The organism is Hyphomicrobium sp. DY-1, assembly GCF_047497105.1.
Classification (GTDB): Bacteria; Pseudomonadota; Alphaproteobacteria; order Rhizobiales; family Hyphomicrobiaceae; genus Hyphomicrobium_B.
This window is the reverse complement of record NZ_CP134870.1, coordinates 1,459,077-1,482,750: the sequence shown is the minus strand read 5'-3', so window position 1 is coordinate 1,482,750 and position 23,674 is coordinate 1,459,077. Positions and strand designations below refer to the sequence as shown.

At 61.5% G+C, this 23,674-nt stretch carries 20 protein-coding genes; 13 read left to right on the top strand and 7 right to left on the bottom strand.

Features of this window, described 5'->3' with window-relative positions; translation table 11 throughout:
* Window positions 1-33 precede the first annotated feature (33 nt).
* Window positions 34-609, bottom strand: a complete 576-nt coding sequence (locus RLW41_RS06975) for a PRC-barrel domain-containing protein (protein ID WP_409561174.1) — start codon at window positions 607-609, stop codon at window positions 34-36.
* A gap of 244 nt (window positions 610-853) precedes the next feature.
* Here RLW41_RS06975 and RLW41_RS06970 point away from each other — a divergent pair, with 244 nt between their 5' ends.
* Window positions 854-1,702 (top strand): fumarylacetoacetate hydrolase family protein, encoded by an 849-nt coding sequence (locus RLW41_RS06970; RefSeq protein ID WP_414464033.1) that lies wholly within the window; start codon window positions 854-856, stop codon window positions 1,700-1,702.
* A gap of 235 nt (window positions 1,703-1,937) precedes the next feature.
* Here the strand turns inward: RLW41_RS06970 and RLW41_RS06965 are convergent, their stop codons facing one another.
* Window positions 1,938-5,282, bottom strand: coding sequence for a hypothetical protein (locus tag RLW41_RS06965; RefSeq protein WP_414464032.1), 3,345 nt, complete (start codon window positions 5,280-5,282; stop codon window positions 1,938-1,940).
* A 300-nt stretch (window positions 5,283-5,582) separates the two neighbouring features.
* Between RLW41_RS06965 and RLW41_RS06960 the strand changes: the two genes are divergently transcribed.
* The 6 genes from RLW41_RS06960 to RLW41_RS06935 all read left to right on the top strand — a co-directional run bounded on the left by RLW41_RS06960 (window position 5,583) and on the right by RLW41_RS06935 (window position 11,507).
* Window positions 5,583-6,077, top strand: coding sequence for a Fur family transcriptional regulator (locus RLW41_RS06960; RefSeq protein WP_013949693.1), 495 nt, complete (start codon window positions 5,583-5,585; stop codon window positions 6,075-6,077).
* Window positions 6,078-6,216: 139 nt separating this feature from the next.
* Window positions 6,217-6,987, top strand: coding sequence for an ATP-binding cassette domain-containing protein (locus RLW41_RS06955; RefSeq protein WP_414464031.1), 771 nt, complete (start codon window positions 6,217-6,219; stop codon window positions 6,985-6,987).
* Window positions 6,988-7,791, top strand: coding sequence for a metal ABC transporter permease (locus tag RLW41_RS06950; RefSeq protein ID WP_414464030.1), 804 nt, complete (start codon window positions 6,988-6,990; stop codon window positions 7,789-7,791). It abuts the gene before it with no gap.
* Window positions 7,792-7,837: 46 nt separating this feature from the next.
* Entirely contained in the window at window positions 7,838-9,103 is a 1,266-nt protein-coding gene (gene ispG, locus RLW41_RS06945) for a flavodoxin-dependent (E)-4-hydroxy-3-methylbut-2-enyl-diphosphate synthase (protein WP_013949690.1), read from the top strand.
* A 216-nt stretch (window positions 9,104-9,319) separates the two neighbouring features.
* Window positions 9,320-10,642 carry a flavin-containing monooxygenase gene (locus RLW41_RS06940; RefSeq protein WP_414464029.1) on the top strand — a complete coding sequence of 441 codons (1,323 nt, stop codon included), beginning with the start codon at window positions 9,320-9,322 and terminating at the stop codon, window positions 10,640-10,642.
* Window positions 10,643-10,841: 199 nt separating this feature from the next.
* Complete coding sequence (locus tag RLW41_RS06935) at window positions 10,842-11,507, top strand: outer membrane protein (RefSeq protein WP_013949688.1); 666 nt, start codon at window positions 10,842-10,844, stop codon at window positions 11,505-11,507.
* 20 nt (window positions 11,508-11,527) lie between these two features.
* Here the strand turns inward: RLW41_RS06935 and RLW41_RS06930 are convergent, their stop codons facing one another.
* The gene (locus RLW41_RS06930; RefSeq protein ID WP_414464028.1) at window positions 11,528-12,433 is read right to left on the bottom strand and encodes a polyprenyl synthetase family protein; all 906 of its coding nucleotides are present in this window, start codon (window positions 12,431-12,433) and stop codon (window positions 11,528-11,530) included.
* A gap of 607 nt (window positions 12,434-13,040) precedes the next feature.
* Here RLW41_RS06930 and mtgA point away from each other — a divergent pair.
* The 4 genes from mtgA (at window position 13,041) to RLW41_RS06910 (ending at window position 16,720) form a co-directional block, all read left to right on the top strand.
* Complete coding sequence (mtgA, locus tag RLW41_RS06925; protein ID WP_409563311.1) at window positions 13,041-13,781, top strand: monofunctional biosynthetic peptidoglycan transglycosylase; 741 nt, start codon at window positions 13,041-13,043, stop codon at window positions 13,779-13,781.
* Between the two features lie 185 nt (window positions 13,782-13,966).
* On the top strand, window positions 13,967-14,152 hold the full coding sequence (rpmF, locus tag RLW41_RS06920) for a 50S ribosomal protein L32 (RefSeq protein ID WP_013949685.1): 186 nt from the start codon (window positions 13,967-13,969) through the stop codon (window positions 14,150-14,152).
* 194 nt (window positions 14,153-14,346) lie between these two features.
* On the top strand, window positions 14,347-14,760 hold the full coding sequence (locus tag RLW41_RS06915) for a hypothetical protein (protein WP_409561167.1): 414 nt from the start codon (window positions 14,347-14,349) through the stop codon (window positions 14,758-14,760).
* A 256-nt stretch (window positions 14,761-15,016) separates the two neighbouring features.
* Window positions 15,017-16,720, top strand: a complete 1,704-nt coding sequence (locus RLW41_RS06910; RefSeq protein ID WP_414464027.1) for an EAL domain-containing protein — start codon at window positions 15,017-15,019, stop codon at window positions 16,718-16,720.
* 28 nt (window positions 16,721-16,748) lie between these two features.
* Here the strand turns inward: RLW41_RS06910 and phaR are convergent, their stop codons facing one another.
* Window positions 16,749-17,390 carry a polyhydroxyalkanoate synthesis repressor PhaR gene (gene phaR / locus RLW41_RS06905; RefSeq protein ID WP_409561165.1) on the bottom strand — a complete coding sequence of 214 codons (642 nt, stop codon included), beginning with the start codon at window positions 17,388-17,390 and terminating at the stop codon, window positions 16,749-16,751.
* Window positions 17,391-17,668: 278 nt separating this feature from the next.
* On the opposite strand from phaR, the gene RLW41_RS06900 reads away from it, so the two are divergent.
* Window positions 17,669-18,859, top strand: a complete 1,191-nt coding sequence (locus tag RLW41_RS06900; protein WP_409561164.1) for an acetyl-CoA C-acetyltransferase — start codon at window positions 17,669-17,671, stop codon at window positions 18,857-18,859.
* 90 nt (window positions 18,860-18,949) lie between these two features.
* On the top strand, window positions 18,950-19,678 hold the full coding sequence (gene phbB, locus RLW41_RS06895) for an acetoacetyl-CoA reductase (protein ID WP_013949680.1): 729 nt from the start codon (window positions 18,950-18,952) through the stop codon (window positions 19,676-19,678).
* Between the two features lie 361 nt (window positions 19,679-20,039).
* Here phbB and RLW41_RS06890 read toward each other — a convergent pair whose 3' ends face one another.
* The 3 genes from RLW41_RS06890 to gloB all read right to left on the bottom strand — a co-directional run bounded on the left by RLW41_RS06890 (window position 20,040) and on the right by gloB (window position 23,585).
* Complete coding sequence (locus tag RLW41_RS06890; protein WP_414464026.1) at window positions 20,040-22,130, bottom strand: NYN domain-containing protein; 2,091 nt, start codon at window positions 22,128-22,130, stop codon at window positions 20,040-20,042.
* Between the two features lie 207 nt (window positions 22,131-22,337).
* Window positions 22,338-22,787, bottom strand: coding sequence for a cupin domain-containing protein (locus RLW41_RS06885; RefSeq protein WP_414464025.1), 450 nt, complete (start codon window positions 22,785-22,787; stop codon window positions 22,338-22,340).
* 27 nt (window positions 22,788-22,814) lie between these two features.
* A complete protein-coding gene (gene gloB / locus RLW41_RS06880; protein WP_414464024.1) occupies window positions 22,815-23,585 on the bottom strand; it encodes a hydroxyacylglutathione hydrolase in 771 nt (256 codons plus the stop codon).
* Window positions 23,586-23,674: the final 89 nt, after the last annotated feature.

The window sequence follows — 23,674 nt, the reverse complement described above, 5'->3', positions numbered from 1 at the left end:
GATGAATGTGACCCCCCGCGCTGACGGCCCTCATCATTTGACCGGAGCAGAAGTGGTAGACGGTCCTGAAGGTTGTGGCGGCCCGGGCTGCGCCGAGGGCGCCGGCTGTGCAGGGGGAGCAGAAGCGCCGACGATCACCACCGGCTCGCCCTGATGGTATTCGGGCGTCACGCGCAGTTCGTCCCGCGTCATGCTGAGCGTGATGCCCTTGGGCGAAAACTGCAGCGTTCTCCATGCAACCGCTATCTTCCGCGATCCTACGCCTAGGAAGCCGCCGAAATCGATCACCGCCGCCCGCACCTCGCCGCTGTGGCTGACGAGAATATCGGTTATCTGCCCGAGCTTCTCGCCCTTCGCACTCGTCACGTCCTTGCCAAGCAGGCTTTCGACTTTGTTGTCATCGACTACGACGGCGGGCATATCGCCGGGCGTCTGCTCGTCGGGCTTCTTGCCCGCATCGGCAGGGGCTGTCGCGTGCTGGTCCGGCGGGGCGGTGGACGGCGGCTGCGCTTCAGGAGATGCCGTGTCCGCGCGCGCTACGCCCGCTGCGGCCAATGCGAACATTGCCGCAAGCATCAAGGAAACACGCGCCGTAACCATAACACGCATCGGAAGGTCCCCATTCCATGCTGAAACGCGAGGCATTGCAGCCCCGCGCTCGATTTGCCCACACTCGGCGGCCAAGAGGAAACCGCTGAGCATGGCGCAAGTTCCGCCTTCGCTAACTTCACAAAGCGCAAAGCCGCGGACGCATGGTCGCTGGACCCGTGGCGACATGATTGGCAGGCCGGACTTTTTCTGCTTAGAAGCTGCCCCGGCGCCGCAAGGCGATGCTTTCTGGAGATATTCGCAAATGAAACTCGTTCGCTTTGGCGCCCCAGGTGCCGAAAGACCCGGCATTCTCGACACCAATGGCGAAATTCGCAATCTCTCGGAAGTCATCCCGGATTTTTCCGGCGAATATCTCTCGCCCGCATCGCTCGATGAAATTCGCAAGCTCAATCTCGCGTCCCTCCCGCTCGCACCGAAAGACGCACGCCTCGGCCCGCCGGTTGCCGACACGCACAACTTCATTGCCATCGGCCTCAACTTTGCCGACCACGCCAAAGAGACGGGGCAAGAGATTCCGACCGAGCCGATCCTGTTCAATAAGGCGACGACGTCGATCTGCGGCCCGGACGACGATGTGATGATCCCGCGCAATTCGCGCCATCTCGATTGGGAGGTCGAGATTGCGTTCGTCATCGGCACGCGTGCCCGTTACGTCGATGTGCAGGATTGGGCAAAATACATCGCGGGCTATTGCATCTGTAACGACGTTTCGGAGCGCCGCTTCCAGTCGAAGCGCGGCGGCCAGTGGGTGAAGGGCAAATCCGCCGAGACGTTCGGGCCGATCGGTCCGTGGCTCGTGACCCCCGACGAGATCACCGATCTCGACAACCTGACGATGACGCTCGACGTCAACGGTGAGCGCAAGCAGACCGGCTCGACCTCGACGATGATTTTCCGCATCCCGATGCTGCTCGCTTACATCACCGAATTCATGGTGCTTGAACCCGGTGATATCGTCACAACCGGCACGCCACCCGGCGTCGGCACGGCCCGCAATCCGAAAGAGTTCCTCAAAGCTGGCGACGTCATGGAATTGAAAATCGACGGCCTCGGCACGCAGCGCCAGAAAGTCGTCGAGTTCAAGCTCTGACGTTCAACAATTTTTTGCATCGACATCGCGGCGCCGGGCGGGCCCAGCCAACTCTCATCTCACCTGCTGATGCTTGCCCGGGTGCCGACCTTCGTCGGCATGACGGTGTTGAAGAACTTCGGTCGACGCCAACCACCGCACCGCGGCGAGCCCGCCCCACAACCGTCATCCCGGCGCAGGCCGGGATCCAGTCAAGCGTCCCCCGCGGATTCCCAACGAGGCCCCACGCCTGAGCTCACGCGTCGTCGTCGGGCTCGCCATCGCGGTCGGACGGCCGATGGAAGTTTCGGAAATCAGAGCCCGTCCGCATCGCGAGCCGCTGGCGAATTTCGTCCCACGACCGCGGATTGTCGAGATCCAATCGCCCGAGCGCTTCGCGCACGAACTTCAGCTGATCCTTGAGATCCTGCTCGCCGTGCGCGAGGCCGTCGTCCGGCTGTGCCGCGGTCTCGAGTTCGTCGATCAGATATGTGACGAGACTCATCTCGGGAAACAGCATGTAGAGCGAAAGGTCGTCGCGCACAGCCCCATCGATCCCTTCAAGGATCGACAGCTTGCGCTCGTCACCGCCGGTTTCGCTGCGGAGTCTCGAATAGGCTTCGCTCAAGAGCCGGTCTTGCTCGTTTTGGAAATCGCGCAAGAGGAAGCCGAGATTTTCATTTTTCTTGCTGTGCGCATTGAGCGCTTTCCACGCTTCCCGGATAGCATCGCGCGACTGCGGCTGACTGAACCGGTTATCGACAATGTCGGACCGTAGGTGAATGGCTTCGAGCAGCACTTCGCGGAAATGCGCCGCAAGCTCCTGCTTTTCTTCGCGCGTCAGAGGCAACAAGCCCGGCAGGGCAGGCGGCTCGCGGCGCCGTTCAATCTCGGGGACGCTGCCTTTGGGCTGTGGCGGCAATTCCGGCTTCGCTTCGCGCAAGATCCCGGCGTCAATGGCCGGACGCTCTTGAACGCCCTCGAACCGCGCCCGATCTCGCGCATAGGCTGCGCTTTCCGGTGCCGTCGCGCGGATGGTCAGCAGCGTCTCATAAAGCGCCGGGCGGATGTAATAGCGGTCGTCGATCTTGACGTCGGGCGCTACGGCCTTCACCGCCGCCCCCGCATTCATCACGCGGCGGACGACACGCGAGTCGTAGTCGTTGGTGATCTCCGACAGCGTCACCATCGACGTGAAGCCTTCCGTCTCCCGGATCGGCTCCAGCGTGTTCAGTACGATTTCGGAATGCTCGCGCGGATGCGGCGCCAGCGCGGCCGATACAAGCTGGTCGAGCCGCGCCTTGTCTTTCGCGGAAGCGTCGGTCTTGAACTGCTTGTCGCAGATCGACGAGAGATATTCGCGCAACTCGCTGCGCACGCGGTACCGCTCAGGGTTATGGCTGATCGTCTCGACCGCGCCGATATCGGCGCCCGCCGTCAGCACCATGCGCACGCGATCGGCCTGCGAGCGTTCCATCGCGCTCAGATCGGCGAGCGCCGAAAAGCCGTCTTGATTGGTGATCGGCCGTAGCGATGTCAGCGTCAGCCACGCCGTCTCATGCGGATGCGCGCCGAGCGCAGCGTTGATCGTTGCTTCAAGCTGCGCGCCGGATCGCGATCGATAGCTCGGAATATCCGACAGCGGCGAGCGCACGGCATTGGCGCCGAACAAGCCCGACATGAAAATCAAGCCGTCGAGCCCGATCGCGATCGCCAGCGCCAGGTAGGCGAGGTGGTTGCCGTCCTGGAATGCATTGAGCGTGACGACGAAGCGGTGCGCCTTGTCATCGCGCGAAAGCTCGATGCGGTTGATTTCGGTCCGCAGCGCATCGGTGTCGTGGCTCGGCAGCGCGCTATCGGACAGGCAGCGCCGCGCGAACGCGAACAGCGCGTCGGTCGACGTGTTGGCGTTGAGCTTGTCGCCGCCCGCGCAGGTGTTCTCGAAAACCTTTGTGCCCGCCTGCAGCGCGAACAGCGTGCCTGCCGCATCGGCCGTCGTCTTCGGATCGCAGTCGATGCCGGAGACGAGCGACTTTGTTTCTGGCGTCGCCTGCATCGCCGTATAGATGTCGCCGCACATCTGCTGCACGCTGTTGAGATGCGCGACCGTCGGATCGGCGCGAAACTCTGACCGGATGCGCTCGAACAACGGCAGGATCCGCGTCGGATCGACCTTCGGTCCGGCATCCGTTTGCACGCTGTCCTGGGCGAGCTTGATCCGCTGCTCCGCCGTCTGGGCTTCGCCCTTGTACTTGGCGAGATCGCCGTCAAGCGTTGCAAGCTCGGTGTCGATGGACGATAGCCGCGTTTCGACCGTGCTCAGACGTTTCTGCGCATTCGCCATGCGCTCTTGCGCGATTTGCGCCGCGCCTTGCAGTGTGGAGAGTTCCGCCATGCGCTGGCGATAAAGCGGTCCGCGTCCGGCCTTGCCGCTGCCTTCCACGCCCTTGTCTTCGGCCAACGCCTCGACGCGCTTGGCATCGACGTCTTTCAGCTTCTGGTCGTAGTCGGCTTTCTTGGTCTGATAATCAGCCGCCAGTTCGGGGCGCTGCGCCGCAAGGCTCGCTTTTTCGTCCGTCAGCGAAACCTTGCGATTGGCGAGGCCCGCTTGCCCTGCCTGCGCCGACGCCATCCGCTCCTGCTGCTCTTGCACGGCACGGCGACGCTCTTCGATCTGATCGTTGACGAACTTTTCGATCACGGCCTGCGATTGCGTCGCGGCCTGTGTGATCTTCTCAAGCTGCGCGTCGTAATCTTTCCACGCTTGCGTCTTGAACAGCTCATCAGCCAATGCCGCGTGCCGGGCCGCGATCGCCTGTTCGATATCGGTGATGATGCCTGAGACTTGGTTCTGCGCGCGCAGTTCGGCTGCGCGCACGCGCTCCGACTGCGGGAAGATCGATGTGAAGAAACTATCGAACGAGAAGAACACGCTCGTCGCCATGCAGGCGAGGAACATCAGCCACAGCATCGAATTGCGCAGTATGATGCGCACGACCTGGATGTAAGGGCGGACGATGTCGCTCGCCGCATAGAGCGCAAACAGCGCCACGAGCAAAAGCCCGGCCCCGAACATCAGGAACTTGTTGCCTGCCGTCGACCAGTCGATGTCGGACAGGCCAGTCGCCTGCCGGCCGTCGCCGCTTCCCGACCACTGCAGAAACAACACGAAACAGGTGAGGAACAGCAAAAGCCCGATGAAGGTGCCGATCCACGGCTGCGCCCCCGAGCTTGCGAGTGCTGATTGTCCCGGTCGCGATTGCCGGTTCATCCCCGTGGCGAAACTCTCGCCGATCAGCCACGCGACGATCAGCATGATGCCCTGGATGCCGAACGTCACCATGCCGGAGAGCAGGGGCTCGCCGGTGAAATTGTACATGCCTTCCCATGTGCGCCAGCCCGCCGCGGCAGAAAGCACGAGGCCGGTCGTACCGAGTAAGGCTAGGCGCCAATTGGAAAAAATCGTTTCTTCGATGGCGGTCCTCAGCCGTCGCGCAATCCGGCTGCGCAGCAGGAGGGTGAGGGTGCAGGCAATGACAACGGCAATACCGATCGGACGGGCATTCTCCGCCAGTCTGTCGATCAAAAACTTGACGTCCATCCTGAAGTCGTTCCCAGCCAGTGCGCCCGTCGAATCGCCGGCCGCGTTGGTTAAAATTGCGCGCCCCAGCGGGCTGATTGGCGGCGACATTAAGACGAAATGTGCTCATCGGATGAACTTCTTTTGAGAATCTCACCCATTCCGCCAGCCATCGGCGCATTTTACCTTGGTCGCGCCGCACGGGGATAAAATAAGGCATGCGGCCCTTGAACCGGATGGTCCGCCATCCCGACATGTTATATCGTCCGGAGAGGCATCAGTTCCACGGTTTGCCCTTCGGCCGGGCTCCAGAGGATGACCATGATAGCGAACGCAGCCGACGAGCAGAGGGCAAGGGACCGCTTGAAGACATCTCTTGAGCAGGCGACCGCGATTTTCGCTGAAAAGAATATCCGGTTCACCGACCTTCGCCGTAAGGTTTTCGAGGAGATCGCCTCGACCCAGGCCAGCGTCGGTGCTTACGAGGTCCTCGACCGGCTGGCCAAGAAGGGCACGCGCCTCGCCCCGATCTCGGTGTACCGCGCCCTTGATGCGCTGCTTGAAGCGGGCGTCGTCCATCGGCTTGAAAGCAAAAACGCTTATTTCGCCTGCCGGCGCATGGACAAGCCGCGCACCGGCCGGCCGCCGATCTTTCTGAGCTGCGAAAAGTGCGGCGCCGTGCAAGAGGTCGACGGCGACGAGATCTTCCGCGCCATCGACACGGCTGCGGCCAACACCGAATTTGAGACCCGCGTCCGCTTCGTCGAAGTCTCGGGCACGTGCCGCGAATGCGCCGCCGCCCGCCGCACGGCCTGACACGGAGACTGCCGTTTTGTCAGCTTTGGACGACGCACGAGGGAAGGCCCTCACGGAGGAGGCCGCAGCGTGTAGTTGCGGCCACCATCACGAGCACGCGCCTTTACAGGAAAAGGCTCGGCCCTTCGATAAGACAGCGTTGATCTCGGCACGCGGGCTGGCGATGACCCGCGGCAGCCGCGAGGTGCTCTGGAATATCGACCTCGATGTTCACCGCGGCGAGATCGTCACGCTTATCGGCCCCAACGGCGCGGGCAAAACGACACTCGTCCGGCTCCTGCTCGGCATCGAACGGCCGACCCGCGGCCACATCGAGAAGCCGGCTTCAACCCGCATTGGCTACGTCCCGCAACGCTTCGATGTTGATTCCACAATCCCGATGTCGGTCGCCTCGTTCCTGGCGCTCGGCGCGAACGTCACGACCGACGAGATCAAGCGCGCCTTGGAAGAGACGGGCGCTGCTCGCACGCTCGATCAGCAGCTTTCGAAGCTGTCCGGAGGCGAAACCCAACGCGTGCTGATCGCTCGCGCGCTGTTACGCCGTCCCGATCTTCTCATTCTCGATGAACCGGCCAGCGGCGTCGATTTCACCGGTGAAGCCGATCTCTACGACATGATCGGTCGCTTGCGTGACCGCCACAATCTGGGCGTCCTGCTCGTCTCTCACGACCTCCATGTTGTCATGGCGAAGAGCGATCGCGTCATTTGCCTCAACGGCCACGTCTGCTGTTCCGGCAAACCCGAGGATGTGTCCCAACACGCGTCATACGTCCGCATCTTCGGACCGCACGCCGCAACAGCGCTCGGTGTATATCGCCACCACCACGATCATCAGCATGGCTTGACCGGCGAAACCGAGCCGCTCATCGAACCGGCGACGCAAACGCCAATGCCGGGGCGAGGCACCTGAGTGATCGCTGGACTTGATCCTTTCATTTGGCGCGCCTTCTTCGCGGCAGTCGGCTTGGCTGTCATCGCGGCGCCGCTCGGCTGCATCGTCGTCTGGCGGCGCATGTCCTATGTCGGTGAAACGCTATCGCAGGCGAGCTTGCTCGGCGTGGCGCTGGGGCTCGCCGCCAACATCAATCTGACGCTCGCCGTCGTCATCGCCGCAGTCGCCGCTGCGGGCGTGCTGACGCTGCTCGGACGGCAGAAAACGGTGCCGCTCGATTCCGCGCTCGGCCTCACGCACCACGCGACGCTGGCGCTCGGCATCGCCGCGATCTCGCTCGTCAAGGGTCCGGGCATCGACCTGATGAGCTACCTCTTCGGCGACGTCTTCGCGGTCACGTCCGGCGATCTCGTCTGGATTTACGTCGGCGGCGGCGCCGTCATGGCCGTAACGCTCTATCTATGGAAGCCGCTCGTCCGCCTGTCGCTGCACGAGGACCTCGCGACCGCCGAGGGCATCAACCCGCGCGTCTCCCGCGCTGCCTTCGACCTCTTGCTGGCCATCGTCATAGCGGTCGCCATGAAAATCGTCGGCGTTCTGCTCGTCATGGCGTTTCTTGTCGTTCCGGCCGTGGCCGCCCGGCCACTATCCACAACCCCGGAGCGGATGGCCGTCCTGGCCGCCGCAATCGCGATTTTGGGCGTAATTCTGGGCCTTTGGCTGTCATTATCGAGCGACGTTCCCGGCGGCCCTTCAATCGTCATAGCGCTGTGCACAATCGCGGCCATATCGCTTCTGGCGGGAAGCGCGAGAGGGCGCTAGAACTCGGGGCCCCAGGAGCGGGACCAGGGACGGGAAAGGCAATTCGATGTTGCATAGCGACAGCATCACGATGAAACCGCGCCACAAGACCACAGCGGTGACGGTCGGCGGCGTGCAGGTCGGCGGCGGAGCGCCGGTCGTCGTGCAATCGATGACCAACACCGATACGGCGGACGTCGCCTCCACGGTGAAGCAGGTCGCAGACTTGGCGCGCGCCGGTTCGGAGCTTGTCCGCATCACGGTCGATCGCGACGAAGCCGCCAAAGCCGTCCCGCACATTCGCGATCAGCTGCGCAAGCGCGGCGTCAACGTTCCGCTCGTGGGTGATTTCCATTATATCGGCCACAAGCTTCTGGGCGAAAATCCGGACTGCGCCGAAGCCCTCGACAAGTACCGCATCAATCCCGGCAACGTCGGCTTCAAGGACAAGAAAGACAAGCAGTTCGGCGCCATTATCGACATGGCGATGACGTACAACAAACCGGTCCGCATCGGCGTCAACTGGGGCTCGCTCGACGCTGAACTGCTGACGCATTTGATGGACGAGAACGCCAAGTCCGCCGAGCCGAAACCCGCACGCAGCGTCATGCACGAAGCCATGGTGCAGTCGGCGTTGATGTCCGCGCAGCGTGCCGAGGAAATGGGCCTCAACGCCAACAAGATCATCGTTTCCGGCAAGGTCTCCTCGATCCAGGATCTCTTGGCCGTCTATGCCATGCTCGCCGACCGCTGCCGCTACGCGCTGCACCTGGGGCTGACAGAAGCCGGCATGGGCTCGAAGGGCATCGTTGCGTCTTCCGCTGCGCTGGGCATTCTCTTGCAGCAAGGCATCGGCGATACCATCCGCTTCTCGCTGACGCCCGAGCCCGGCGGCGACCGTACACAGGAAGTCCGCGCCGCGCAGGAGCTGCTGCAGACGATGGGTCTGCGCTCGTTTGTGCCGGTTGTCGCGGCATGCCCCGGCTGCGGCCGCACGACATCGACCGTATTCCAGGAACTGGCGCGCGACATCCAGGATATGATCCGCGATCGTATGCCCGACTGGAAGACCCAGTATCCCGGCGTCGAAACGCTGAACTTCGCCGTGATGGGCTGCATCGTGAACGGTCCCGGCGAGAGCAAGCACGCCGACGTCGGCATCTCCCTGCCGGGCACGGGAGAAAGTCCCGCCGCCCCAGTATTCATCGACGGAAAAAAGGCCATGACGCTCCGCGGTCCCAATATCGCCGGAGATTTCAAGGCCATCGTCGAGGACTACATTTCCCGCCGTTTCGGCGCAGGCGCCGTTGCTGGCGGAGAGGCTGCCGAATAGCTGCCCTTCCGATTAAGCAAGAAAGCGGCTATTTCTTAAGTAATTCTTGGAAAATCGCCTCCTAAGTGCGGCGTTTGCGACGTTGCTGCGCTCGCATTGCGGTCGGTCAATGATGTATCGAAGCGGACGATTACGACCGCTTCCCAGGGACCCTCCGCCTTGCGGACGCGTTGCTGATGGATGCATGAGCATCCGCCATCAAGGATATTTCAGAGAATGAGCGAAGGTATAAGCACGCTCGAGCGTCACATCATCATTGGCGCAGGCCCCGTGGGTTTGGCGATGGCCGCCGCCTTGAAGCACCGCGGCATTCCCTTCGATCTGATCGATGCCGCGCCAGGCGTGGGCGGCAACTGGCTACACGGCGTTTATCGCAATGCGCACATCGTTTCGTCCAAAAAGGCGACGGAATATACCGACTACCCGATGCCGGATGATTTTCCGGATTTTCCGTCGGCCGACCAGATGCTCAGCTATCTGACCAATTTTGCGAAGGATCGCGGACTTTACGCCAACGCCGAATTCAACAAGCAGGTCGTTCACGCCGCGCCGGACGACGCCGGTCATTGGACCGTGAAGTTCGCCGACGGTGAGGAGCGGACGTACAAGGGCGTCATCGTCTGCAACGGCCACCATTGGGATAAGCGCTATCCGACGTTCCAGGGCACCTACACAGGCGAGCTGCTGCACTCGAAGGATTATGTCGCTCCGCACCAGTTCGACGACAAGCGTGTGCTTGTCATCGGCGGCGGCAACTCTGGTGTCGATATGGCTGTCGATGCCGGGCGCTTTGGCAAATCGTGCGATATCAGTTTGCAGTCAGGCTATTGGTATTTGCCTAAAACGTTTCTCGGTCGTCCTCTGACGGACCTTCCGATCTGGGGCCTGCCGATCTTCCTGCAGCGCGCGATCTTGAAATCGATCATCGCCATCAGCATCGGCGACTATCGTCGTTACGGTTTGCAGCAGCCCAAACACAAAATTTTCGAGCGTCATCCCGCGTTCGGAACGGATCTGTTGAATGCCATTCGCTTGGGTCGCGTGAAGCCGCGTCCGGCTATCGATCACGTCGATGGCGACACGGTCACATTCGTCGATGGCACGACCGGCACCTACGACATGATCGTTGCGGCAACGGGCTTCAACACCACGTTCCCGTTTCTGCCCGAAGGCCTCGTCGATGTGAAGAATAACGTCGTGCAAGTTTACGGCGGCGCATTTCCGCCAGGATTGCGCGGTCTTTATCTCGTCGGTTGGGCGCAGGCGCGCAACGGTTTCGGTCGATTGATCACGCCGCTCTCTGAACTTTATGCACGTATGATCGCCTTACAGGACGAGCTTCAGCTTCCGCTGGGTACACTCATGGAGAGTTCATTCACGCAGAAACTGCCGACGTCCCATCTCGTCGATCCCGAGAAATCCCGGCGCGAAATTAGGCTCGCATACTGGATATTACCGCTTCTTAAACTGCGGGATAAGCGGATGGCTCGTAAAGAAAAGATCAATGCAGATAAAAGTGGATTAGCGGCGCGAGTCTAATTGCGTTTAATCAACGCGTTATTAGTATCCACCCGTTAATAGGGCATTTCAGAAATACCTAGGCCATTCGTGGCCGCTAGTTGATGCATACCAGCGTATCGGTTTGCGCATCGAAATTGTCCAACTGGAACCCCAAATGGGTTGTTGGCGTTAGTGCGTACGATTGGGCCGCTGGGCCTACTGTGACGGGGTTCTAAAAATGAAATCGCAAATCGCTAAGTCCCTCCTGGGCGGAGCTGTGCTCGCGTTGACTGCAAGCGGAAGCGCTTGGGCAGCCGATCTCGGTCCTTACCAGCCATACAATCCGCCTGCGGCTCCAGTTGTTCAGTACAGTGAGCCTTCGATCTGGCAGGGCGCTTACATCGGTATCAACGGCGGCTACGGCTGGTCGAACTCGACTTTCACGAAGCCCGAAGGCGGCTTTGGCGGTGGTCAGATCGGCTATAACTGGCAGCGTGGCAATTTCGTCTTCGGCTTTGAAGGCGATTTCCAGGGTGCGGATATCAGCGGCAGCGCGTTCGATCAGTTCGGTGACACGGCGCATAGCAGTGTGAACTGGTTTTCGACCGTGCGCGGACGTCTCGGATACGCGAGCGGACCGTTCCTGGTTTATGGCACGGCCGGTCTCGCCGTTGCGGACTTCGATACCAACGTCAATCTCGCAGGCATCGGAAACTTCCGCGACAACGACACGAAGGCTGGCTATGCAGCCGGCGGCGGTGTCGAGTGGGCGTTTGCTCCGAACTGGAGCATGAAGGCCGAGTATCTCTACATGGGCTTCGGCGACGATACGCTATCGAGCGGCGATCGCATAAACAACGACTTCCAGACCGTTCGCGTCGGCTTGAACTACAAGTTCTGGTAACGCGCCGATCTCGCCTCTCGCTAGCTGTCGCGGCGGCCCATAAGCCGCGCAGCGTCGGCGAGAGGCTCTGCCTTTTCTCCGAACACGTTGAGGGCTGCGATAGCTGCCGCGATCGAACGGTCGAGGTGGCTACGCGCCTCTTTGATTCCGAGCATGCCGATAAGCGTTGCTTTACCGGCGGCGGCATCCTTGCCGGTAGCTTTGCCCGTGTCGGCGCTTGAGCCTTCCGCATCGAGCAGATCGTCGCTGATCTGGAACGCAGCACCCAGGTGCTCGCCGTACGTCTTCAGCGCCGCGCGTTCCTCCGGCTTCGCACCACCGACGACGGCACCCATCTCGCACGCCGCCGTAATCAGCGCGCCGGTCTTCATCGCTTGCAATCGCATGATGCTTTCGATCGTCGGCGTCGGCTGATTGCTGAGTTTCCCCGCTTCGAGATCAAGCTGCTGGCCGCCGACCATGCCGATCGCGCCTGAGGCGACGGCAAGAATGTGCACGAGATCGGCTCTGATACTCGGATTGCTGTTGCTCTCCGGCCGCGCAACCAGCTCAAAAGCAAATGCCTGCAGCGCATCGCCAACGAGAATTGCGGTCCAGTCGTCGTACGCCTTCCACACCGTCGGGCGGCCGCGCCGAAGCTCGTCGTTGTCCATCGACGGCAGATCGTCGTGCACTAGAGAATAGCAATGGATGCATTCGATGGCCCCTGCCGCGGGAAGTGCCGCTTCCTCGGTCGCGCCGAATAGCGCAGCGCTGTGGAAAACCAGGAAGGGCCGGAAGCGTTTGCCGCCGCCCAGGACGGCATGGCGGATAGCATCGGCGAGGCGTGCAGGGGTGCCCTCGCTTTCCTGTCGGGCGAGAGCAGAGGTTAAATAGGCTTCGACGACTGTTGCGGAGTTGCCAAGCTGGACAAGAAACTGTGACACTGCCTTATGCTCTCCCCCGAGAATCCGACCACTGCTCAAACATGGCCATGGTTCGGCGATATGTGGCACGCGGTTAGCACAACGTGATCGATTGAAGCAAAGCATGGATCGGCCGGACGAGACATCGGGGTTATCTGCCGCGCCGCCTATGAACGTGCCGCAAAGGGCTCCCTCCCGGCCGGCGGAGGCCGAAATGTCGCTGCAGCCGCCGCGGCCACTGCCTGCGCGCGCCTTTCAGCCTGAGCCGAGCACATCGCCCGCGCCTGCTCCCGCGATGCCTGCAGGCAGCCATGCGCATGCTGCGGCTGGCACGCTCTCGGCAGACGCTATCTTTTCCGAGATTGACGCTGAAGCCTCGTCACGATCGCTCTCGGCAATCGAAGCGGCGGCCGCGGAGGCGCTCCGCGAAATCAAGCCCCACAAGCCCCTCGATATCGCCGAACTCGTGCTGCCGTCGCCCACAGCTGCCGCGAGCACCGATCTCGGCCATATGATCCCGCAGCGCATGTTCGAGCCGCATTTCCTGACGCCCCCTCAGGCAGCTTCGGGCGGCCTTCGCATCGACACGGCGACGCGCTCCGAACCGCTAAGGGCAGACGACGCGGGAATAGAGCCCCCCACCGCCGTAGATCGGCCTCCACAGCCTTCTGGAAGCATTTGGGGGCTCTTGAAGCGCGGATTGAAGCTGCTGGTCTGGATCGCCATCGGCTGGCTGGCGCTCGTTCTGGCGCTGATCGTGGCTTATCGTTTCGTCAATCCTCCGGCCTCGATGCTGATGCTGCAGCATTGGCTCACCGGCCAGCCCGTGGTCCAGGAATGGGTGCCGTTCGGTCAGATTTCGCCGAACATCGTTCGTGCCGTCATACTCAGTGAAGATGCTCGCTTCTGCCAGCATCCCGGAGTCGATCTCGAAGCCATCGAGGAAGCGATAGAAAACACGGATGGCCGCGCGCGGGGCGGCAGCACGATATCGATGCAGGTCGTGAAAAACCTGTTTCTGTGGCCGTCCAAGAGTTACGTCCGCAAGGCCATCGAGCTGCCGCTGACCTATCTAACGGAGGTGATCTGGTCGAAGCGCCGGATCATGGAAATTTACCTCAATATCGCCCAGTGGGGGCCGGGCATTTTCGGCATCGGCGCGGCGGCCGAACATCATTTCGATAAGCCAGCCCGAAGCCTGTCGGTCCGGGACGCGGCACGCTTGGCCGTGTCGCTGCCTAACCCATTGGAGCGAAACGCCGGCCGGCCGGGGCCGGGGCTTCAGCGCCTTGCCAATGCAATCCAAGTCCGGATGCGGCTCGCCCCATCGGGTCAGTTCGCTTGCGTCCTGCCCAGAAGGCCCTATTAAGATGGCTTCGCAGGGGACTGGCTTTTCTCCTCTAACTTGCGTATAAGCCCCGCCCGAGGTACTGAGCGCGCCCAGAACAAGGCGCCGCCGGTTCATCCAGCAATTAAGACGTTCGGCATTTCCGCCGCATGTTCGGCGGCCCGCCCGCATTTGTGGGGTGGGATGTCACTTTTGGAGCAACACTGATGGCAGTTCCACGCAAAAAAACGTCCCCGATGAAGCGGGGGCAGCGCCGTTCGCACGACGCCCTGACCGCCCGGGCTTACGTGGAAGACAAGGATAGCGGCGAACGCCGCCGTCCGCACCACATCGACCTCAAGTCGGGCAAGTACCGCGGCCGCCAGATTCTGCCGCCAGCCAACGAAGAGTAAGTCGTTTCAGCGACGAAAAGGGTTGTGTAGCGCCGGAGCCGAGGTTCCGGCGTGTGTTGCCTTGCGCCGGCCACCGTCGCTTGGCAAACGAGGCGGAGCGTGCCTATAAACCCCGGCCGCGCCCGAGAGTCTGGCTTGCAAAGTCCGGTCTGAGCGAGCTGGCCACGGGGTGATTGAAATCTCAGGAGAGCTTCATGTCGATCAGAGCCCTTCCGCTCTTGGTTCTCGCCTTCCTCCTTTACAACGCGGTCGTAATGACGATGGGACCCGAAGTTCTGACGGATCCCAATCACTACATTTTCCGGATCCATCTCCTGAGCGGCGGCGATTGGAAATTCGGTTGGGGTGACCTCATCCTGCTCGTGACGCTCATCCTGCTTTTCATCGAGATCGTGAAGTCCACCTTCACGACCACCTCGACGTTGATTGATCATGCTTTGTCGATGATCGTCTTTATGGCCGTCGGTGCGGAATTCCTGCTCGTTGCCCAGGCCGCGACGTCGGTGTTCTTCCTGATCCTCGTCGCAACACTGATCGACGTGATCGGCGGTTACACGATCGGCATCCGCGTCGCTCGCCGCGATCTCAACATCGGCGCCGACCACTAAGTTTTAGCAATCCGACGATGACGGCGGTACGGAAGGCGGCCCATGCACCCGCCTTCGGTCTGCCGCGCGCCAATGGCGGCCAGGTGTTCACGGCTCATTAACGAAACCGGAATAATTTCCCGATCGTTTCGGCACCTTCCATCTTCGACGAAAGTTGGAAGGCCTGCTGTGAGTAAACCGAGAACACGCCGTGGTTTCCGCGCCGAGTCCAGATGAATATCCTGCCGGCCTGACCTCAGACGCTCGGGCGCAATCGATGTCCGATGTGCCGGATACATTGACCGAAACGGAGGGGCTCGATCTCGTCGGCATCCTGTCGTCGATCGAGGAGACGGCCTACGTCTGGGATCTGACCACCGGCCGCGTCGAGTGGGAAAGCAATGCGTCTGACATCCTCGGCGTCAGAGACATGAGCAAGATCGCCACGGGTGCCGCCTATCACGCTCTGATTGCACCCGAGCATCTGAATTCCCGCCTGGAAGCTTTGTCACGCAGCGTCGGCGCCGACCGCGTACGCGGCGTGCCCTACCGTCTGCAATACCGGCTGCGTCCAAACGGCCAGCGTAGCGAACATGAGATCCGCGTGGAAGATCAGGGCCGCTGGTGGCCGGGCGCCGACGGCCACGCGGCGCGTGCGCGTGGCGTCATTCGCGTCATCTCCGAGGAATACCTCGAACAGCAGCGCCGGCTCGTTCGCGATGATCTCGACGAATTGACTGGTCAGCTCAACCGCACGCGCCTGACCGAAGCATTGGGTGCTATCCTCGCCCGCGCCGAGCGGCACTATCAGCCGTGCGCGTTCCTGATGATCTCGGTCAACAATCTGGCCGTTATCAACGAAACGTTCGGTATCGAGATCGGCGACCAGGTCATCGCCGAGGTTGGCCGCCGTATTCGCGAAAAGCTGCGCGGCGGCGACGTCATCGGGCGGTATTCGTCCAACAAGTTCGGGATCATTATGCTCGGCTGCGGACAAGGCGCGCTTCGCATTGCCGCCGACCGCTTCATCAAAGCCGTTCGCGAGACCACGATCAGAACCTCAGTCGCCCAATTGTCGGCGACGATCTCTCTGGGCGGCGTCATCATCCCCGACCAAGCGAAGTCGGTGCAGGACACGGTGAACTTCGCGCTGCGCGCCCTCGATGTCGCCAAATCGAAACGCTTCGATTGCTTTATCGCGCACGAGCCGTCGCCGTCGGCCGAAGGCAACCGCATGCGGAACAAATCGATCGCCGAGGGCGTCATTGCCGCGCTCGACGACAACCGCATGCGTCTCGTCCTGCAGCCGATGATTTCGACAAAAACCGGTAAGGCCGAAATCTACGAAGCATTGCTGCGCATGGAGCGTCCCGATGGCAGCCTCGTCTCGGCCGGCGAATTCGTGCCGATCGCCGAGCATCTCGGGCTCTCGCGTTTGATCGACCGCCGGACATTGGAGCTGACGGTCGATCTGCTGAAGCGGCACCGCGAACTGACGCTGTCCGTGAATGTCTCCGGCCTGACCTGTTCCGATCTCGAATGGGTGACGGCGCTGCGCCGTCTGACCCGAGATCGCCCCGACGTGTTGCCGCGGATGATCGTCGAGATCACGGAAACCGTTGCCCTTGAAGAACTCGATCAATCGGTGAATTTCGTCGATACGTTGAACGAGTTGGGCTGCCGCGTCGCCATCGACGATTTCGGCGCCGGTTACACGTCATTTAAGAATTTGAAGCGGCTCAACGTCGACATGGTCAAGATCGACGGCGCCTTCGTCAAAAACCTTGCCGACGACACCAGCGATCAGATCTTCGTCAAGACGATGATCGAACTCGCTAACACGTTCGGTATGGAGACGGTTGCCGAGTGGGTGGGAGACGAGCGCTCTGCCCGTTTTCTGAAGAGCGCCGGAATAACCTACATGCAAGGTTATTATTACGGCATGCCATTCGACAGCACCGACTACGTCGAAGCCGCCTGACGGTCTCGCCGCGCATTATCGCAGTCGCTTAGGGACGCGACTGCGAGAGCTTCTCGATCTTCTGCTGCATGGCTGAAAGCTGCGACTTGAGTTCGTCGAGCTCGTTGCGGTCTCCAGGAGATTCCGTCGTCGCGGCTGGTGCGGAAGACGGCTGACCTTCGCCAGGCTTGCCGCTGCCGGGCGACCCGAACGACGCCCACATCGACATGGCCTGCTCGAACATCGCCATGTTTTGGCGAGCCTGCTGCTGATAGAACTCGAAGGCCGCGGCCGGATTGGAAAACGCCGATGCGAACTGCTCGCGGAACCGCGATTGCTCTTTCACCAGATGCTCGAGGCTGAACTGCAGGTAGCTCGGCACCATCCGCGCGATGCTATCGTCGTAAAAACGAATGAGCTGGCGGAGGAACGGAATCGGCAGCAACGCCTGTCCGCCTTCGCGGCTTTCCTGCTCAACGATGATCTGCGTCAGAACGGCGTGAGTCAGATCATCGCCGTTCTTGGCATCGTAAACAACGAAGTCCCGATCGCCGCGAACCATCTTCGCGAGATCTTCGAGCGTCACGTAGGTGCTCGTCTCGGTGTTATAGAGCCGCCTGTTGGCGTACTTCTTAATAACGACCGCTTCTTTTTTAGGCGCCTGCGTTTGAGGATCTGGGTTGGTCAACATCGCGTTCGCGTTCTCTATCGACGGCTTATCAGCGGGTTGCTGCACTGCGGCAGCGTACCACACCCTGGGGGCCCTTCGCCAGACGTTTCTGTCACTCCTTTGGGCGGGCCTGAGCCAGCGCAATTGGGCAGTCTAGGCAAGAGGTCGCAATTGCTGAATATGGCCGCTCACTGCAAACTGTTTTCGTCTTCAGATTGACGCCGTAAAAACTGGCGCAGCAGCAAGGCTTTCGATAAATCTTCACGAAAAAGATTACTCTGCCCAGGGAGGGGCCGCAAATGAGCCAAGACGCTTCGACGATCGTTATTGCGGGTGCCGCGCGTACACCCGTCGGTTCCTTCAACGGAGCGCTGGCCTCGCTGCCGGCGTCGAAGCTTGGAGAAATTGCTATCAAAGCCGCGCTCCAGCGCGCGAACGTGCCGGCGGGCGACGTTTCCGAAGTGATCCTCGGTCAGGTTTTGACCGCCGCTCAGGGCCAGGGCCCGGCGCGTCAGGCGTCGGTTGGCGCTGGCATCCCGGTTGATTCCCCGGCTTGGGGCATCAATCAGATTTGCGGCTCGGGCCTGCGCGCCGTCGCTCTCGGCATGCAGCAGATCCAGACCGGCGCAGCGTCGATCGTCGTCGCGGGCGGACAGGAAAGCATGAGCCAGTCGACCCACGCCGCGCACATGCGCGACGGCACCAAGATGGGCGACATGAAATTGATCGACACGATGGTGAAGGACGGCCTCTGGGACGCCTTCAACAACTATCACATGGGCACGACGGCCGAGAACGTCGCGCGCCAGTGGCAGATTACGCGTGAAGAGCAGGACAAATTCGCCGTCGCCTCGCAGAACAAAGCTGAAGCCGCGCGCAAGGCCGGCAAGTTCAAGGACGAGATCATCCCCGTCACCATTAAGGGCCGCAAGGGCGACACGGTCGTCGAGCAGGACGAATACATCAAGGACGGCGTCACCTACGATAGCGTCGCCAAGCTGCGTCCGGCCTTCGATCCGAAAGAAGGCACCGTTACGGCCGCCAACGCGTCCGGCATCAACGACGGTGCTGCGGTCGTCGTGCTGATGAGCGCCGAGGAAGCGAAGAAGCGCGGGATCAAGCCGCTCGCTCGCATCGTCTCGTGGGCGACGACCGGTGTCGATCCGTCGATCATGGGCACCGGCCCGATCTCGGCGTCGAAGAAGGCGCTGGAGAAGGCCGGTTGGTCGATCAACGATCTCGACCTGATCGAAGCCAACGAAGCGTTCGCCGCGCAGGCGATTGCCGTGAACAAGGGCCTTGGCTGGGATACCGACAAGGTCAACGTCAACGGCGGCGCAATTGCCATCGGCCATCCGATCGGCGCTTCGGGTGCGCGCATCCTGAACACGCTCGTCTATGAGATGCAGCGCCGCGATGCCAAGAAGGGTCTCGCCACGCTGTGCATCGGCGGTGGCATGGGCGTCGCCATGTGCGTCGCCCGCGACTAAGCCTGATCAAATCCATCGCGCAGCCGCTTGTGTTCAAGCGGCTGCGTTTCCATCGACACCCACAATCAGAAAATCTAGGGAGAGACTGCTATGGCACGGGTTGCCCTCGTCACGGGAGGCACGCGCGGCATTGGCCACGCGATTTCGATCGCTCTGAAGAGCGCCGGTTATCGGGTGGCAGCGAGCTATGCTGGTAACGATCAGGCTGCACAAGCCTTTCAGATCGAAACCGGCATTCCCGTCTACAAGTTCGATGTCGGCAACTACGAAGCAACGGAGAAGGCCGTCGCGCAGATCGCGAAAGATGTCGGCCCCATCGACGTGCTCGTGAACAACGCTGGCATCACGCGTGACGTCATGTTCCACAAAATGACGAAGCAGCAGTGGGACGACGTCATCGGCACCAACCTGAACGGTCTTTTCAACGTCACGCGTCAGGTCTGGGAAGGCATGCGCGCGCGCAAGTTCGGCCGCGTCATCAACATTTCATCCATCAACGGCCAGAAAGGCCAAATGGGCCAAGTGAACTATTCGGCGTCGAAGGCAGGCGACATCGGCTTCACCAAGGCGCTCGCTCAGGAAGGCGCCCGCGCGGGCATTACGGTCAATGTTATCTGCCCCGGTTATATCGCGACCGAAATGGTCAAGGCTGTGCCGCAGGAAGTCCTGGAGAAAAGCATTCTTCCGCAGATTCCCGTCGGCCGTTTGGGCGAGCCGAACGAGATCGCGCGCTGCGTCGTGTTCCTGGCGTCCGACGATGCCGGCTTCATCACCGGCTCGACGCTGACAGCCAACGGCGGCCAGTACCTCGCGAGCTAATTCTCGTAGCTGCCCAAAAATACTCAGAGCGTACCACTTCGTCATGGCCGGGCGGTTTTGCGCCCGGCCATGATTTTTAAGAGCCGTCGTTTGCAAAGGGCTGTCGTCCCCGTCATCTTGACAAACTCGGGCATGAATTGAGGGAAAGCTGCTCCATTTCCCGTCGTCCCGGCGCAGGCCGAGAGCCAGCCAAGTTTCCAGCGTGCGCTGATCATTGCCGAGCACTGACCCTGTCGGCGCGACCGACGTACTTGATTGCAGCGAGCGTAAAAGAAAAAGGCCCTGGCAGGATGTCCTGCCAGAGCCTTTTTTCGTATCGGAGTTAAATCGGGCCGTTAGTCGCGGAAGCGCGCCCGCGGCGTTAGCCGCGAAACCTGGAACGCACGATACGCGGAAATTCATCTTCGCTTTCGCCCTGCTGCTGAGCGTAAGCGTTCGCCCCGCGCGGATCGACGCCACGCTGCTCGGGCATGTTCTGGCGGCTTCCTTCGACGTTCCACCAGCGCTCGCCGCCGGCCCCCGGCGCCCCCGGAAGCTGCCCGGACATCGGCTGTTGGGGAGCCGGAGCCGCTGGCCGCCCGCCGCCATAAGCCTGTTGTTGCTGACGTGCGGTCTGCTGCGGTTGGGCGTGCTGTTGTTGCTGCGGCGCCGAAAACCACGCTTCGATCAGATCGAGCTCATCGGCCGATAGACTGAGGCCCTGGCTGCGGCAGCGCGCGACAACGAAGTTCCGGAAGCGGCTTGCAAACAAGCCCGCTGACGTTCCCTGCTCGAACCACGGATCGCTCTCGCTCACCACGTCGTAGATGAAGCGCAGGTCGTCTCGCTTGATGTCGAGGCCGAACTCGCGCGCCCGCTGTGTGATGTTGACGAGCGTCTGCGCACCCTGCAGCCCGTTCGTCGAAATCTCTTGCGACATGACGTCGAAGAGCACGCGATATTCGGCAGGCGCCAGCGCCGGGGCCTGACACGCTTCGTGAATGCGCGCGATGGACTGCTGGATTTGCGTCGCCTGGTCGGCATTGCGCGGCGCAGCCGTCACGGGCGGCGGCGGTGCTGGCTGCTGAGCCTGAGCACGCGGCAACTCCCGCCTCGGCTCGGGCTGGTACGTCGGTGCCGGAGCTTGCGACACCGGCCGCTGCGGCATCAACGGGGCAGCCGCCTGCTGAGGAGCGGGGCGTGGTGCAGCCATCGGCGGCGCCGGAGGCGCCGAGGTCCGGTCGATGTAGCGCTGCTGCGGCGCGGGCGCCTGATAAGGGGTGAGCTGCAAGGCCGGAGCGGGTGCAGGAGCCGGCTGAGGCGCTGCAATTCGCGCTGCCGGCGCGAGTGCTGTCGGTTGCGGCTGGGCCTCTATGCGAGCGGGCTCTGGTGCGTATTCGCGGCGTTGAGGCTGTTGCGGCTGTGCCTCGATCCGGGAGGGTTCCGGCGTGTATTCGCGCCGCGGTGGTTGAGCCTGAACCTGCGACGGCTCGGCGCGAACCGGCTCTGGCGCATACTCGCGGCGCGGCGCCGGCTGTGGCTCGGCTGCCGGTGCTGCCAACTGCGGAGCAATAAGCCCGGTTGCCGAGATATGCCGGTTTGCGTCGAACACCGTATAGGGAGGTGTATCGCTCAAATGGATGTCGTCCGGCAGGTCGGCGAGCAGCAGATCGCGGAACGATCCATAGTTGCCCCAGTTCGTTCCGACCGTCTTGTCGCGACCGATGATGCGCACGGCGCGATCCGCAAGCGTTTCCAGCGGCACGGCCTGCGGCGCACTGCGCACGAAATCAACGACCTCAGCCAGGATCGCTTTGCGTGCAGCCTCGACGTCGATGGCCGGTGCAGGCGCCGGAATTTCCCGTGCAGTCTCGCCAGAGATGGCCCGGTTGCTCGTCAGCAGCGCGATGAGATCCGACTCGCGAATTTCGCCGTCGCTGATCGCCGTGTAGGGCTGCGCCGTATGATCGTTCGCGAAGACCACCGTTCGCCGCGCATGCGCACGCAGGCGATGCAGCAACGGCGTGAAATCCGCGTCGCCCGACAGGATGATGAACTCGTCGAAATACGTGTCGTGATTGAGAATATCGCGCACGTCCATCACGATGCGGATGTCGGCGGAGTTCTTGAGCTGAGCGGTCAGCGGCGGGCAGTCGATCACCTCGAAGCCCGAGCGCAGGAAATGGTGACGGATAAACGGAAACGAATTCATGTCCGTCGAATTGTCGTGCGTGTTTCGGCGCGGCACTGGATTGCCGTAGCAGCGGTTCATCACGATCCGGCGTTCGCCCGACAACGCAAATCCGTTCGTCGCGGTGATCAGCTCACCGGACACAATGCCTTGCAGCCACACGCCGCTGTCTTTGGCGAAGCGCTTTGCAGCATCTTCGTTCTTTCGCTTCAGCGACAGATAGATGTTGTCGTAATCGACGAACACCGTTGTAAGGACGGGCCCTAAGGACTCGCGTTTCATGGACTGCAACCCCCGTGAATCGGAACTTGATTCGCAGTCACTATTTGACGAGTCGAAGGCCCCCCACAAGAAGCGGCAGCCCGCTCCTGCACCAAAGAGACAATTAACCCGTGGATGGAGGTCGAGCGCGCCACGCGCTAGGCTAATTGCTCTGGGGATGGCGTGTGGAGATCGTTGAAACGCGTTTGGCTGTTGCCATTGCGCCGCTTAATCGACAGATGGACGCGACACGGGTGAGAAATCCGGAGCCGTCAACGTGAAGCCCTCGAACGTGAAAGCGGGCGCCACCGTGCAGCCGACGAGCGTCCATTTTCCGAGGCTGCGCGCTTGTTGCCAATGCCCTGCGGGAACAATCGCCTGTGGCCGCTCGCCGTCCGCGAGATTGCTGCCAAGATGGACCTTTTCGATCGGCCCGCCCGTTGGCGAGATTTCAAGCAACAATGGCGCACCGGCATAGAAATGCCAGCCTTCGGCTGCGTCCACCGCATGCCAATGCGAACGTTCTCCGGCTTTGAGTAGAAAGTAGATCGCCGTTGATGCCGAGCGCTTTCCCGGCTTGGCCTTGTCTCGAAAGGTTTCGCGGAAATGCCCGCCCTCGGGATGCGGAGAAAGCTCGAGCAGCGCAATGACGTCATCGCCGGAAAGGTCGGGGTTCATTGCGGTCTTCTCCCGAATGCGCGGGCCCTAGGCTTTATTTTTCAACTGCCGGATGCGCGAGAAAACCTCCCAGTCGGGAGCACCGAGCATTCCGAGCCGCGCCTGAATTGGGCGCGATTGCGGCCTGAGGAATGGGTTCGTTGCCATTTCGAGCCCGATTGTCGTGGGCAGCGTCGGCTTGCCACTTGCGCGCAAGGCTTCGACTTCCGCCGCTCTGACTTTCAGCGCCTCGTTTTCCGGTTCGATCGTCAGCGCAAAGCGGGCATTGTTCAGCGTGTATTCGTGCCCACAGTAGATGTTGGTCTCGCCGGGAAGGGCTGCAATTTTCGACAGCGATTCCCACATCATCCTCGGGTCGCCCTCGAAGATCTTGCCGCAACCGAGCGAGAACAGCGTGTCGCCGGTGAAGACAATTCCGTCGTTGGGGAAATAGTAGGTGATGTGGCCGAGCGTATGCCCAGGCGTTTCGAGCACTTGGATCGGATGACCGGCGAAAGACAATTCGCTTTTCGCAGTGACGCCTTGCGTCAAGCCCGGAATTCGGTCGGCCTCGGCCTCCGGCCCCGTGACGGGCATGCCGTAGAAAGCTTTCAGCTCTTCGATGCCGCCTGTGTGGTCGGTATGATGATGCGTGATGTAGAGGTGATTGAGCCGCCAGCCGCGCTCAGCCAATGCGGCTTTGATGGCAGCCGCGCTCGGCGCGTCGATTGCTGCTGTTTCACCGGTTTCCGGCTCATGCAGAATGACGCAGTAATTGTCCGTGAGACACGGCAGAAGAACGATATCAAGGGCTCCCATGGCGGGGGACTTTGGTTGGCTCGGAACGCCCTGTCAAACGCAGCGAAACGACGCAGTGAAAATCCGTTTGTTGCGTGTCCGGACTGTCT